This window comes from Shigella sp. FC1967 (assembly GCF_001743005.1).
Lineage (GTDB): Bacteria > Pseudomonadota > Gammaproteobacteria > Enterobacterales > Enterobacteriaceae > Proteus.
In genome coordinates, this window is the sequence record NZ_MIIZ01001187.1 from 1 (window position 1) to 13,768 (window position 13,768).

The 13,768-nt window shown below is 40.0% G+C and carries 10 protein-coding genes and 5 pseudogenes; 3 read left to right on the forward strand and 12 right to left on the reverse strand.

Going from position 1 to position 13,768, the window contains the following annotated elements; translation table 11 throughout:
* Together BHE89_RS26495 and BHE89_RS20055 are read left to right on the forward strand one after the other, a co-directional pair.
* Positions 1-606: pseudogene (locus tag BHE89_RS26495) on the forward strand (glutathione binding-like protein); the annotation flags it as partial.
* 66 nt (positions 607-672) lie between these two features.
* Positions 673-1,578 carry a TIGR01777 family oxidoreductase gene (locus BHE89_RS20055; RefSeq protein WP_069367968.1) on the forward strand — a complete coding sequence of 302 codons (906 nt, stop codon included), beginning with the start codon at positions 673-675 and terminating at the stop codon, positions 1,576-1,578.
* A 163-nt stretch (positions 1,579-1,741) separates the two neighbouring features.
* On the opposite strand, the gene BHE89_RS20060 is transcribed toward BHE89_RS20055, so the two are convergent.
* The 12 genes and pseudogenes from BHE89_RS20060 to BHE89_RS27540 all read right to left on the reverse strand — a co-directional run bounded on the left by BHE89_RS20060 (position 1,742) and on the right by BHE89_RS27540 (position 12,487).
* Complete coding sequence (locus tag BHE89_RS20060) at positions 1,742-2,323, reverse strand: UbiX family flavin prenyltransferase (RefSeq protein ID WP_069367967.1); 582 nt, start codon at positions 2,321-2,323, stop codon at positions 1,742-1,744.
* A gap of 119 nt (positions 2,324-2,442) precedes the next feature.
* A pseudogene (purF, locus tag BHE89_RS20065) lies at positions 2,443-3,961 on the reverse strand (amidophosphoribosyltransferase).
* A 30-nt stretch (positions 3,962-3,991) separates the two neighbouring features.
* Positions 3,992-4,483, reverse strand: coding sequence for a colicin V production protein (gene cvpA / locus BHE89_RS20070; protein WP_023581692.1), 492 nt, complete (start codon positions 4,481-4,483; stop codon positions 3,992-3,994).
* A 185-nt stretch (positions 4,484-4,668) separates the two neighbouring features.
* A pseudogene (gene dedD, locus BHE89_RS20075) lies at positions 4,669-5,320 on the reverse strand (cell division protein DedD).
* Positions 5,310-6,608, reverse strand: coding sequence for a bifunctional tetrahydrofolate synthase/dihydrofolate synthase (gene folC, locus BHE89_RS20080; RefSeq protein ID WP_069367964.1), 1,299 nt, complete (start codon positions 6,606-6,608; stop codon positions 5,310-5,312). The pseudogene dedD and the gene folC overlap by 11 nt, the downstream one beginning before the upstream one ends.
* A pseudogene (accD, locus tag BHE89_RS20085) lies at positions 6,601-7,570 on the reverse strand (acetyl-CoA carboxylase, carboxyltransferase subunit beta). The gene folC and the pseudogene accD overlap by 8 nt, the downstream one beginning before the upstream one ends.
* 170 nt (positions 7,571-7,740) lie before the next feature.
* Entirely contained in the window at positions 7,741-8,442 is a 702-nt protein-coding gene (locus BHE89_RS20090; protein ID WP_069367962.1) for a DedA family protein, read from the reverse strand.
* A gap of 24 nt (positions 8,443-8,466) precedes the next feature.
* On the reverse strand, positions 8,467-9,327 hold the full coding sequence (gene truA / locus BHE89_RS20095; protein WP_069368040.1) for a tRNA pseudouridine(38-40) synthase TruA: 861 nt from the start codon (positions 9,325-9,327) through the stop codon (positions 8,467-8,469).
* A 23-nt stretch (positions 9,328-9,350) separates the two neighbouring features.
* Complete coding sequence (locus tag BHE89_RS20100) at positions 9,351-10,361, reverse strand: aspartate-semialdehyde dehydrogenase (RefSeq protein ID WP_069367961.1); 1,011 nt, start codon at positions 10,359-10,361, stop codon at positions 9,351-9,353.
* Between the two features lie 45 nt (positions 10,362-10,406).
* Entirely contained in the window at positions 10,407-11,549 is a 1,143-nt protein-coding gene (gene pdxB / locus BHE89_RS20105; RefSeq protein ID WP_069367960.1) for a 4-phosphoerythronate dehydrogenase PdxB, read from the reverse strand.
* 149 nt (positions 11,550-11,698) lie between these two features.
* Positions 11,699-12,103: pseudogene (locus BHE89_RS27535) on the reverse strand (helix-turn-helix domain-containing protein); the annotation flags it as partial.
* 189 nt (positions 12,104-12,292) lie between these two features.
* Positions 12,293-12,487, reverse strand: coding sequence for a cupin domain-containing protein (locus BHE89_RS27540; protein WP_006533352.1), 195 nt, complete (start codon positions 12,485-12,487; stop codon positions 12,293-12,295).
* 121 nt (positions 12,488-12,608) lie between these two features.
* Here BHE89_RS27540 and BHE89_RS20115 point away from each other — a divergent pair, with 121 nt between their 5' ends.
* Positions 12,609-13,529, forward strand: a complete 921-nt coding sequence (locus BHE89_RS20115; RefSeq protein ID WP_069367958.1) for a DMT family transporter — start codon at positions 12,609-12,611, stop codon at positions 13,527-13,529.
* Positions 13,530-13,768 lie beyond the last annotated feature (239 nt).

Here is a 13,768-nt window from a genome sequence, read left to right on the forward strand (position 1 = left end):
ATATTATGCGGATACCCCAAATGGCCAAAAAATAACGCTTTTTCTTGAAGAAACGGGCATACCTTATCAGTTACATCGCATCGATATTAGTAAAGGTGATCAATTTAAACCTGAATTTTTAGCTATTTCTCCCAATAATAAAATTCCCGCTATTGTAGATAACACCCCTATTGATGGTGGTGAACCTATCTCTATTTTTGAATCAGGTGCTATTCTTATCTATCTAGCCGAAAAAAAGTGGTAAATTGCTCAGTCAAAATTTACGAGAAAAAACAACACAACTGCAATGGCTATTTTGGCAAGTGGGTGGATTTGGTCCCATGTTGGGACAAAATCATCACTTCACCCGCTATGCCACAGAAAAAAGTGCCTTATGCTATTAAACGTTATACTGAAGAAACACAGCGTCTATACAGCGTATTAGAGAAAAGGTTAGCGCAATCACCTTATCTTGGTGGAAAAGAGTACAGCATTGCGGATATCGCCACATATACATGGGCTCGTCTGCACGATCACCACAATATTGATTTGGCGAATTATCCAGCAATTAATAAATGGCTAAACAACATTAACCAGCGCCCAGCAACGAAAAAACTCTTTGGTTAATATAAGAAATTCATATATCAGGATGATAGTTATTCTTTATCAAGCAAGCAGATCAGGAGGATTGTGATGAAAATACTTATCACTGGTGGTACAGGGTTAATTGGCAAAGCATTAGTTTGTGAGCTCGCACTCGCTGATAACGATATTACGGTGCTTTCTCGTTCACCTCAAAAAGTTTATTCGCATTTTTGTAATGAAATCACCTGTTGGACTCAGCTCAACGATAAACAAAATCTTAATGAATTTGATGCCGTTATTAATCTTGCTGGAGAGCCTATTGCTGATAATCGTTGGACGCCTTCTCAAAAGCAAAAACTGGTTAATAGCCGTTGTCATTTAACCCAAAAATTGGTTGATTTGATTAAGGCTAGTGAGTCTCCTCCAGCGGTTTTTATTTCTGGCTCCGCAGTCGGTTTTTATGGTGATCAACGTGATACACGAGTCACAGAAGAGACGCCAGCAAATCCTGAATTTACTCATGAGCTTTGTGCAAAATGGGAACGGATCGCCCTTGAAGCTCAAACACCATTAACTCGTGTTTGCTTGTTGCGTACAGGGATCGTACTTTCAACCCTTGGTGGTGCACTGCCTAAAATGAGCAAGCCTTTTAAATTAGGATTAGGTGGTAAATTGGGAAGCGGAAAACAGTATATGCCGTGGATCCATATTGATGATATGGTTAGTGCAATTATTTTCTTGCTTAATACTCAAGATGCTAAAGGTGCTTTTAACTTAACAGCGCCTAATCCTGTACAAAATAAAGAGTTTACTCGCTTATTAGGAAAAACGTTTCATCGCCCAGCCTTAATGACCGTACCTGAAAGTATATTACGTTTAATTATGGGAGAAAGTGCCACATTGGTGTTAGGTGGGCAACAGGCAATCCCAGAAAAGCTACTTAATGCTGGCTTTGAATTTCGCTACCCTCATTTAGAAGAGGCACTAAAAGATATTATAACCACAGGAAAATAATCTCTTTTTATTTGGAATAGATATTCTACCTAATAAATACTCTAAATAATTCAAGATGTAGCTAGGCGACAAGTAAATGAGTCGCTAGGAGCATACACTAGTATGTCACTAGTGCGAATGAACTCAGTCAACAACGCTACACCTTGAAGTATGACGAACATACTTAACGAGTGGGCTTATCACCCTCCCACCGTTGAAACAAATCGTCAGGCAACTCAATCTCAAACTGATCAAGTACACGATTCACCGTTTGATTAACAATATCATCAATCGTTTTGGGCTGAAAATAAAATGCCGGTACTGGTGGCATAATCACAGCACCTAACTCAGCAGCTTGCGTCATTAATCGCAAATGACCTAAATGCAGTGGCGTTTCACGCACACATAGCACTAATTTACGTCCTTCTTTTAAGACCACATCCGCCGCACGAGTGACTAAGGTATCTGTATAGCTATGAACAATACCTGACAAACTTTTGATTGAGCAAGGTAATATGACCATTCCATTGACTCGGAATGAGCCTGAAGAGATCGATGCGCCAATATCGCGATCGTCATAAATCACATCCGCTAAAGCATGAATATCTTTTAGCGAATAATCTGTTTCTAATGAAATAGTACGGCGTGCAGCTTGGCTAATCACTAAATGTGTTTCAACTGACGGCACAGATTTTAGTATTTCTAATAAACGTATACCGTAAATTGCACCACTAGCACCTGTTAGCCCAACTATCAGCTTTTTCATTATAATCCTCAGAATATATACCTTTGTTAATCATTATGATGATTAACCCTCAAAAAACAAGCGTCGATGCAGAACACACTGGCATCGACGCTTTATAAGGGAGATATCTTACCGAAAAATTAGCCTTCGTTATAGATTTCCAAATTTTCTATTTCATTCTGATCACGAATTTTATGTTCATCATCACGACGTAGATTTTCTAAATAATCTAAATAATCTTGATCAATATCTTTCGTGATATAAACACCATCAAATACAGAACATTCAAACTGATTGATATCAGGGTTTTCTTCTTGTACTGCGGCGATTAAATCAGTGAGATCTTGGAAAATAAGCCCATCAGCACCAATTAATTTACGAATTTCATCCACTTCACGTCCATGAGCAATAAGCTCATTGGCATTTGGCATATCAATTCCATATACATTGGGGAAGCGAACTTCTGGCGCTGCTGAAGCAAAATAAACTTTCTTCGCGCCTGCTTCTCTTGCGAGTTCGACAATTTGCTCTGACGTTGTACCACGTACTATAGAATCATCAATCAACAGAACATTTTTATCACGAAACTCTGCGCGATTAGCATTCAGTTTACGTCTAACAGACTTACGACGCTCTTGCTGCCCCGGCATAATAAAGGTACGACCCACATAGCGATTTTTTACAAAGCCTTGGCGATAAGGTTTATTAAGAATATGGGCAATTTCTAACGCAATATCACAAGATGTTTCAGGAATGGGGATCACAACATCAATCTGTAAATCATCCCACTCTTTGGCAATTTTAGCGCCTAATTTCTGTCCCATACGTAAACGTGCATTATAGACTGAAATTTTATCGATAAAAGAATCAGGGCGAGCAAAGTAAACATACTCAAATAAACAAGGCATTAACTGTGGATTTTCGGCACATTGACGCGTAAAAAGTTGCCCTTGCTCTGTGATATAAATCGCTTCACCCGGTGCAACATCGCGTAAAAACTCAAAACCTAAAGTATCAAGCGCAACACTTTCAGATGCGACCATATATTCATAACGCCCCCCTTCTAAGGTACGTTTACCCAAGACTAAAGGACGAATACCAAAAGGATCACGAAAAGCTAACAAACCATGACCAATGATTAATGCAACACAAGCATAAGCACCACGGAGTTTTTTTATGCATTGCCGCAACGGCTGCAAAAATATTATCAGGCTCAAGTGGAAAATGGTCAAAACGGTCTAATTCATATGCCAATACATTAAGCAAGATTTCAGAATCAGAGGTGGTATTGATATGGCGACGCGCTGTTTCAAATAATTGGCGACGTAATAAATGCGCATTGGTTAAATTACCATTGTGCGCTAACGTAATACCAAAAGGTGAATTCACATAAAAAGGCTGCGCTTCTGATGCACTAGAACTACCCGCTGTTGGATAACGGACATGCCCTATCCCGATAGTACCTTTTAAACGCAACATATGACGGGTTTCGAACACATCTTTAACCAGTCCGTTCGCTTTGCGAAGACGGAAACCGTTGTTACCGTCTATCGTTGCAATGCCTGCTGCATCTTGACCTCGGTGTTGTAACACCGTTAACGCATCATAAATTGATTGGTTTACTGGATTAGCTCCAGCGATACCGACAATACCGCACATGAATAGATCCTCATCAGCCAGACGGAGAGGTTATATTCTCTCCGACACGAAACTTGACGCATTTTGTAGGTAGTCAAAGAACCACCTAATAATATGGTTGAATTGAGGAATAAGCTCAGAACGTTGCCAATCAGCGCTATCTGCCATAGGTGTAAATGCGCCTAAAACAAACAGTAATGCTGAGACTATCAGCACGCCTCTTAAAGCCCCGAAACAGACCCCCAATACACGATCTGTACCTGATAACCCTGTGCGTTGAACAAGAGAGCTAATCACATAATTCACAACAGCACCAACAATCAGTGTCGCAATAAATAACGTGACTATTGCAATCCCGTTACGAACCAGCTCATCTTCAAACCGGGTAAAATAGACGGCAAGATAAGGATAAAACTGACTAGCAACAAAGAAACCACAACCCCAGGTGATGAGTGACAATGCTTCACGAACAAAGCCACGGATCAGGCTCACTAATGCGGAAAAACCAATAATGGCAATGATGGCGTAATCTATCCAGACCATAAATTCTTTATCCAATAATGATGCTCCGCATTAATACGGAAGCATTCTAACAGAAAACGAAAACGTTTGCGTAATGCTAATTTTCGCTAATTTCAAAATAATTTACGGCGATATGAAAAATCATAATCGCCGCAATAAGTTAACGCTTTGTTACACAACTCATCTGATGACTCGTTTAGAAAAAATTAAGGCTTATATGCCCTTACCTCACCTTGTAAGCCCGTAAGCTCTTTTAAATGAGGCAGAATAGCCTGTAATTCTGACTTAGATGCACTAGGACCAATGTAAATTCGAGTCACTTGCCCTGAAACGGGGCGTGCGGGTATGGTATATACGGGATAACCTGAGAAATGCATTTTAGCAATAATCTCTTCTACCTTCGCCGCATTTTTCAATGCACCTAATTGAACAACCCAAGCCTCTCCCTTCGGTGGCTTAGTTTCTTGTACTGGTGGTGCGGGTGGTTGTACTGGTGGCGTAACCACAGCAGGAGGCACCTGCGTTGGCTGCTGTTGTGGTTGTTGTTCCGAGGGTTGAACAGGTACAACAGCAGGTGGTTCCGGTGTTGTCACCACAGATTGCTCCATGCCTGTCACTGCTTCAGAAATCATACCTTCAGATGCGCCTTCTGACGGTGTAGAAGGCACAGCAGTTTGTTCTATCGGTGCGATAGATTCTATTTCTTGCTCATCACCTGGTTTTGGTACTAAAGGAATAGAGGCGAACTGGTCTTCGTTATATTTCTTATCGCCGTCAAGCAGTGCAGGTAAAAAAAATAACCCCGACTGCCACCAATACAACGGCACCGACTAAGCGATTTTGAAATTTACTCGCCACCCACACTCTCCTTTTCCAAAAGTTCCATCACATGTGCAACAGTATGAAATGAGCCACAAACCACAACAATATCGTTAGAAGCAGCATCAGACATTGCTTGTTGCCATGCATTTTCAACACTATCGAATACCATTGGTTTCTCAAGATGCTGAGCTAACACATCAGCAGAAGCACCACGAAACTCATTAAGTGGAGCGACATACCAATGATCAGCCAATGGTGTTAAGCACGCCAATGTTCCTGCAATATCTTTATCACCCAGCATACCAACAACAATACGCACCTGAGTATCAGATTTTTGTGGTAATTGTGATAATTTTTCTGCTAAATATCCTGCCGCATGCGGATTATGAGCCACATCAAATATAACCAAAGGATGTTGAGAAATTACCTGAAAACGACCGGGTAATTGTGCACGAGACATACCTTCGACAATACTTTGCTGTGTTATTGCTTGGCTGACTTTGTCATCAGATTGGAGCAAGCAACGAATAACGCCCATTGCTGTCGCCGCATTAGCGAGTGGAATGTTCGGAATGGGTAAGGCATTAAATTCACAGTCAACACAACGCCAATGCCAGTGATCACCTTCAATAACAAAAGACCAATCCGTTCCTCGACGGAAAAGCTTAGCTTGTTTTTCATGGGCAACTTGGGCGATGGATTGAGGCATATCTGGCTCACCCACAACAGCATAGTGATTAGCTCGGAAAATGCCCGCTTTCTCATGACCAATATGCTCTCTATCCGCACCTAACCAATCCGTATGATCAAGTGCAATACTCGTGATAGCAGCAATATCCGCATCAACAATATTCGTCGCATCTAGTCGACCGCCTAATCCTACTTCAAGAATAACAACATCAAGTTGTGCTTGTTGAAATAACTTCAGCGCAGCCAACGTGCCATATTCAAAAAAGGTGAGTGAGATATCGCCTCTCGCTTGTTCAATTTCTGCAAAAACTTCGCAAAAAGCATCTTCGGAAAGCTCTTTTCCTTGAATACGAACACGTTCTGTATAACGAACAAGATGAGGGGAGCTATAAACGCCGACATTCAATCCTGATGCCATCAAGATTGACTCTAGCATATGACAAGTTGTGCCTTTTCCATTTGTGCCTGAGACAGTGATTACCTTAGACGCAGGGCGTAACACGTTTATTATTTTTCCTACCTTGCCTACTCGTTCTAACCCCATATCAATGGCGCTGGAGTGTAAATGTTCAAGATAAGAAAGCCACATCGACAAAGGTGATGTGGCTTTAGGCGCAGTGATGATATTAGACATCTTCTTTTTTATTCGTTTCGATGTTAATTTCTGGCTCGTTATCTGTAGACTCAATCTCATCAGCAATCATTTCTTCACCGATGATTTCATCTTCATTTTCATCTTCGACTAAATCATACTGAGTCAGCTTAGCCAGCAATTCAGCCAGCTCATCGCGCATTTCAGGACGGCGAATAATCATATCAATCGCCCCTTTTTCTAGCAGAAACTCACTACGTTGGAAACCAGCAGGTAGTTTTTCACGTACTGTTTGTTCAATAACCCGAGGGCCTGCAAAACCGATCAGCGCTTTAGGTTCAGCAACATTGATATCACCTAACATCGCTAAACTAGCAGAAACGCCGCCCATCGTAGGGTCAGTCATAACTGAAATATAAGGTAAACCACGTTCTTGCATTTTTGCTAATGCGGCACTGGTTTTTGCCATTTGCATTAATGACATCAGCGCTTCTTGCATACGCGCGCCACCACTTGCCGAGAAGCAAACTAATGGGCAGTTATCTTCTAGTGCTTGTTCAACCGCACGCACAAAACGGGCACCTACAACAGATGCCATTGAACCACCCATAAACGCAAATTCAAAGGATGCAGCAACAATAGGCATTTTTTTCAGCGTACCTTTCATCACGATCAATGCGTCTTTTTCTTGCGTTTGTTTTTGGGCTGCGCTGATTCTGTCTTTATATTTTTTAGAGTCGCGAAATTTCAGAATATCTTTAGGTTCTAATTCGCTACCTAATTCTGTTGTACTTCCTGTATCAAGGAAAGTCTCAAGGCGACGGCGCGCTGAAATGCGCATATGGTGATCACATTTAGGGCAAACCTCTAAATTGCGCTCTAATTCTGCGCGATAGAGTACCTGCCCACAGCTGTCACATTTAGTCCAAACCCCTTCAGGGATATTAGCTTTACGTGAACTTGTGATAGTGCTTTTGTTTAGAATTTTTTTCAATCCAGCTCATTAATGGACCTTTTCGTCTGAATCTGACCTTCGCCAGTAAAATTATTGTTAGCGTATCAACCACAATGCACTGGCTGTGTGGTTAGCAAAGTTTATGATGATACCGCTTACTGAATTTCAGCGCATCTCTTTATTATGGCTATTCTACGGCAAAAAACTGATGATAACTGCTCAAACCTCTTTGTTATCATTTTCTTTCTTTGCTTTTGCACTCGCTCTGCGGTGGCGTAAGATCTCAATAACGCCCGGTAAAATAGAAATAACAATAATGGCAACAATTAGCAATTTTAAGTTCTTTTGAACTATATCTAAGTCACCAAAAAAGTATCCGGCATAAGTAAATAACAGCACCCATGCAATTGCCCCAGTAACATTATAAAAGGCAAAGTGACGATATGACATTTTACCCATTCCTGCAACGAATGGCGCAAAAGTTCGGATAATCGGCACAAATCTTGCCAAAATTATTGCTTTACCACCATGCTTTTCATAAAAAGCATGGGTTTTATCTAGGTATTCACGTCGGAAAATCTTTGAATCAGGTTTACTAAATAGCTTTTCACCAAAAAGTCGCCCAATGGAATAGTTAACGGCATCACCTAAAATAGCGGCGCAAAGTAACAGTAAAACAATAATATGAACATTCACATCATTGGTTTCTAACGAAGCTAAAGCACCAGCAACAAATAATAAAGAGTCTCCGGGTAAGAACGGTGTTACGACCAACCCTGTTTCACAAAAAACAATCAGAAACAAAATGGCATAAACCCATGTTCCATATTGTGCGACAAGCTCTGCTAAATGCGCATCAATATGCAAAATAAAATCAACAAGAAATTTAATTAAATCAACAAATTGTGTTAATATTTCCATAAATCCTCAGAAAACGGGGTGTTCTTATGATTGAGATATCTCAATAGGATTATCCGCTAAAAATAGTGGACCCATTGCAGGTTTTGGTAATTCAAAATGATCAGGATAATCCACAGAGACTAAATACAATCCATTTGCTTTCGCTGTGGCTGCAGCTTTAGTTCTGTCTTTTAAGGCTAATAATTCAGCCATCCAAGTAATATCCTGATTGCCACACCCTATTTCTAAAAGGCTGCCAACAATATTTCTCACCATATGATGAACAAATGCATTTGCTTTAATATCCACAACAACATAGTCACCATATCGAGAAACATTGACATGCATAACGTTACGCCAAGGCGTTCGTGATTGACATTGAACAGCTCTAAAAGAAGTAAAATCATTTTCACCCAGTAAACATTGCGCTGCTTGATGCATACGTTCAACGTCTAGAGGGTAATGAAAATGTGTCACGCCAGATGACAAGATAGCGGGACGATAACGATGATTAAAAATCACATAGCGATAACGTCTTGCTGTTGCGCTAAAGCGGGCATGAAAATCATCAGAAACGGTTTTTACCCAACGTACAGCAATATCCGCAGGTAAATGTGTGTTAACACCCATTGTCCATGCCGGATCTTTGCGGTGCGCCGTCGTTTCAAAATGGACAACTTGCCCTGTTGCATGTACGCCAGCGTCGGTTCTCCCCGCACAAAACACAGATATAGGTTCATTAGCAACTTGTGAAAGTGCTTTTTCTAGCCGTTCTTGTACACTGCGCACTTCATTTTGGCGTTGCCAACCATAATAACGGCTACCATCATATTCAACGCCTAAAGCAATTTTGATTGTTGTGCTTTCAGACGTCACCGCTGACTCCGTCAAGGGGTGTTCTGTCATTTCAGCACTCACTTGCGCATTCATTAGTAAAACTGCTCCTGCATTAATTGCTCTGCGACTTCAACAGCCATTAATGCCCCACCAAAGCGCACGTTATCTGCTACTGACCAAAATTGTAAAGCTTCAGGCATACCATAATCATTACGGAAACAGCCTAAATTTAAACTCACATTACCAGATGCATCAGTGACTTGAGTTGGAAAGTCATTTTCATCACTAATATTAATCTCTTCATTTTCTTGTAATGTTTCACGCGCTTCATCACTTCCCATTGGGCGTGAGGTTTCTAATTGTACTGACTGTGCATTACCATAGAAAACCGGTGCTTGCAGTGTAGTAACGGAGATTGGCAAGCCTTCATCTTGTAAAATTTTACGAATTTGGTCAACCATGCGACGCTCTTCTTGTATAGCGCCTTCGTCATCAACCATTAAAGGTAAAATGTTAAATGCTAACTGCTTATTAAAGCGACCTAATTCAGGCGGAATACCGTTAAGTAAACGAGCACTTTGCCCTGCCAGTTCATCTACGGCTTGTTTTCCAAAACGAGAAACAGACATTAAATTTGTCACACTAAGGCGTGTTAAGCCTGCGGATTCTGTTAAGGGATTAATGGCACGTAATAATTGGCTCACCATGCTATCAGCAATTGAAACAATATTACGAGTACGATATTCCGCTAACATTGCACTATTCACACCAGGAACAACCAACGGGACATCCCAATCCATTGCAAAGATGCCACTACAATCAATGACGATACAGCCAGCATCAGCGGCTTGTTGTGCATATTGCACACTGATTTCTGTCGGTGCTGCAAAAAAAGCTAATTGAATATCAGCCCACTCGATATTGTGAATACCTTGAACCGCAACACTTTTGCTGTTTACTCGCACTGATTTTCCAATGCTATCTTCACTTGCGATTGCGGTTAATTCACCAATGGGAAATTCACGCTCTTGTAGCAGTTCTAAAATCGCTTCACCAACAGCGCCTGTTGCACCAACAACTGCAATATTCCAACCTTCTCCCATAAGATATCCTCCAATACCATAAAAATTTTTAAATAATATTTTGCTTTATTTATGTGTTGCACTTTTATATGTAGCGCTAAAGCCAATTGCATTTAATGTATCAGCCGTGGTTTGATGGTCACAAATAACGTGTAGTGAAGACCATTCACGACGTACAGGGTAAAATTTGCGTAACTTATCAAACTCCCCTTTTATTCCTGCTACTTTTCGTAATGGAGCATCATCACGGCGTACATCATAAACAAGATGAATAAGTTGTTTTAAAAGTGTTTGTGTTAACTCACCTTGTACTGAAATGGTGGAAATAGTCGGTGCAGGCAACAGCGTTGATAATTCAACTTGTTGAGGCTGCCCAATAAAATCACAATAAGCTTCAAAAACTTGAGTTGTACCACGCGCCTTACCTTCTAAGGTATAACCAGCAATATGTGGTGTTCCTATATCAACTTTATTTAATAATTCAATAGAGAGATCAGGCTCAGGCTCCCAAACATCCAATACAACGCGTAAAGATTTACCTTTTTCGAGCACTGATAATAATGCTTGATTATCAATGACCTCGCCACGGCTCGCATTAATTAAAATACGTCCTTCAGGTAATTTTTCGAGATTGCTCTCATTCATTAAATGATAACTTTGATATAAGCCTGATTTATTGAGAGGTGTATGGAAAGTTAGAATATCTGCTTTTTCTAACAATGTTTCCAATGGATGAAACGCTTCGTCATCACCATTATCAGCTCTTGGTGGATCACAAAGTAAAACATTGACCCCCAACGCACGAAGCCGTGTTGCTAATCGACCACCTACATTTCCTACACCAACAATACCGACAACTTTATCAGTTAATTGAAAGCTATCTTGTTCTGCTAGCATCATCAGCGCAGAAAACACATATTCGACAACCGCGATAGCATTACAACCAGGGGCTGATGAAAAACCAATTTGTTGCTGTTCTAGCCATGCAATATCGACATGATCGAAACCCGCCGTCGCAGTTCCAACAAATTTTACTGGCTTGCCCGATAATAAGGATTCATTGACTTTAGTAATTGATCTCACCATTAAGGCATCAGAATCATTAAGCTCATCAGTAGGTAATGGGCGACCAGAAACAGCTTTTACCTCACCTAATTGGCGGAAAAGTTGTTCCGCATAAGGCATATTTTCATCAACCAGAATTTTCACGGTGTTATCTCACTGATTTGGTATTTATATGTATAAACAATCAATCGAAAAATAAAATTAAGCGGTCTATTTTGCCACTTATTCATAACAAAGCCTATTATTGACAGTAAAATCCGCCTAGATTTTAAGTAAATATATGAAAAGAGTGCTTAACAATTGGGTAATCGACGGAAACGTTCCGGTGTTGTGCCAGCAAATTGTTGAAACATCGCAATAAATGAAGACGAAGAGCTATACCCCACATCAAATGCAATTTCATTCACGCTTTTCCCTTGCTCTAATAAAGAAATTGCATGTAAAAAGCGTAAGCGCTTCCGCCATTCACTAAATGACATACCTAATTCTTGTTGGCAACGGCGTGAAAGCGTTCTTTCTGAGGTATAACGTTTTTTAGCCCATTCTTCTAGTGAGGTATTATCTGCTGGATTTTGCTCTAATACAGAAAGTATGGGAGCAAGTAATTTATCTTTAGAAGACGGTAAATAAGTATGATGTATTGGCGAAGCTTTAAGTTGATCAATCAGTACTTGAGCTAAGCGAAAATCTTCTTCTGTTTGTGGTTTACATACACCACGATGAAAAAAAGTCAGAAAATATGGTTGAAAAAAATAGCACTTTAATTGAATCAAACAAGGTTTATCTAATAATCCATCGCACCAACTTGGTGCGATATCTAGCACTTTAAAAGAGAGTGTTTTTTTTATTGTAACTGGCATGCCCTACATTTTTGGGGGATCCATACACTAAATTCTGGTGGTGCTAAAAAACCGCTGTCCTCCAGCTTCTAAATCCATAACACCAGAAATCACATAAAGTAACTGGCCAAAATCATGTTGATGATAAACAAACTCTGTTTCAGCTAACAGTTGCTCATCACGGAATCGAACTGTATCTGGATCAGATAATAACCATTGCATTTTTTGTTGTTCAATTGTCATTTTTATGTTGTTCTCTTGTCATGTTGTCTTTATTGGCCTATCTGTTGTCTGGTTTTCATTATATATATCTAATCAGACAGGCTTACAATAGCCGCCTGGTTTAAAAATAGATGTGAGAACAATGAAAAACGCAATTTTTCCGCTTTTAGCGGTGTTAATCTGGTCAATTAATGCAGTCGTCAATAAAGCAGCCGCGTCTGTTATCGATCCTGCTGCAATCTCTTTTTATCGTTGGTTCCTCGCCTTTTTAATTATGACACCTTTTTTGATCATGCCCGTTTGGCATCATCGTAAAACCGTCAAACAGTATTGGTGGAAATTATTTATTCTTGGTGCATTAGGGATGGTGATGTACCAAAGTTTGGCTTATTATGCCGCGCATTATGTTAGTGCAACATTTATGGGGATCCTAAACTCTCTTATCCCATTATTAACCGTTATTATTAGTATTTTTGTTTTACGTGTTGTACCTACGGTAGGTATTGTTTTAGGCACAGTGCTTTCAATTAGTGGCTTAGTTTGGTTAATTAGCCGAGGCGAACCTTCTCAGTTACTTTCCCAAGGTTTGGGGTATGGTGAGCTGATGATGTTTATTGCTTCGGCATCATATGCCCTTTATGGTGTATTAACAAAACGATGGTCAATAACCCTACCTAACTGGCAATCACTTTATGTACAAATTGGATTTGGTGTTCTGTTATTACTGCCAAACTTCTTTCTTGCCGACAATGTTGCGTTAACAAAAGATAATATTGGATTAGTTATCTTCGCAGGTATCGGAGCTTCTATTCTTGCGCCTTATCTGTGGATTTTAGGTGTGATGAAGTTAGGCGCAAATACGACCTCTATTTTTATGAACCTAATGCCGTTATTTACCGCAATGATTGCTATCGCGCTTCTCGGTGAAGAAATGCATAGTTATCACTTAGTAGGTGGTGGGATTGTGTTACTCGGTGTGCTCTTAGTTCAACAACTTAGAACACCGCTGAATTTCCGACGTCAGCCTGCCCAGAAAAAAGCAGATTGTCATCAGGAGATGTGAGTCAATGTCAAAAAGACTACAATAAAAAAAATGCCGGCTAAAGTATTAGCCGGTCACATTCATAATGTGAGGTTTTATAAATAAAACTGACACAAGAAATCAAAGTACAAAATATAAAGTAATACAAGTATCCGTGGCAAACATTACCAACTTTTATATTAAATAGCTCCTATTTATTTGTAATAAAAATAATCCAGATCAATTTTTTTCACGCTCTTTTTCTATTATTCCATTTTCCA

Coding starts and splice junctions, on each gene's coding strand:
- BHE89_RS20055 (WP_069367968.1), top strand. CDS start 673: ATGAAAATACTTATCACTGGTGGTACAGGGTTAATTGGCAAAGCATTA.
- BHE89_RS20060 (WP_069367967.1), bottom strand. CDS start 2,323: ATGAAAAAGCTGATAGTTGGGCTAACAGGTGCTAGTGGTGCAATTTAC.
- cvpA (WP_023581692.1), bottom strand. CDS start 4,483: ATGGTCTGGATAGATTACGCCATCATTGCCATTATTGGTTTTTCCGCA.
- folC (WP_069367964.1), bottom strand. CDS start 6,608: ATGTCTAATATCATCACTGCGCCTAAAGCCACATCACCTTTGTCGATG.
- BHE89_RS20090 (WP_069367962.1), bottom strand. CDS start 8,442: ATGGAAATATTAACACAATTTGTTGATTTAATTAAATTTCTTGTTGAT.
- truA (WP_069368040.1), bottom strand. CDS start 9,327: ATGACAGAACACCCCTTGACGGAGTCAGCGGTGACGTCTGAAAGCACA.
- BHE89_RS20100 (WP_069367961.1), bottom strand. CDS start 10,361: ATGGGAGAAGGTTGGAATATTGCAGTTGTTGGTGCAACAGGCGCTGTT.
- BHE89_RS27540 (WP_006533352.1), bottom strand. CDS start 12,487: ATGACAATTGAACAACAAAAAATGCAATGGTTATTATCTGATCCAGAT.
- BHE89_RS20115 (WP_069367958.1), top strand. CDS start 12,609: ATGAAAAACGCAATTTTTCCGCTTTTAGCGGTGTTAATCTGGTCAATT.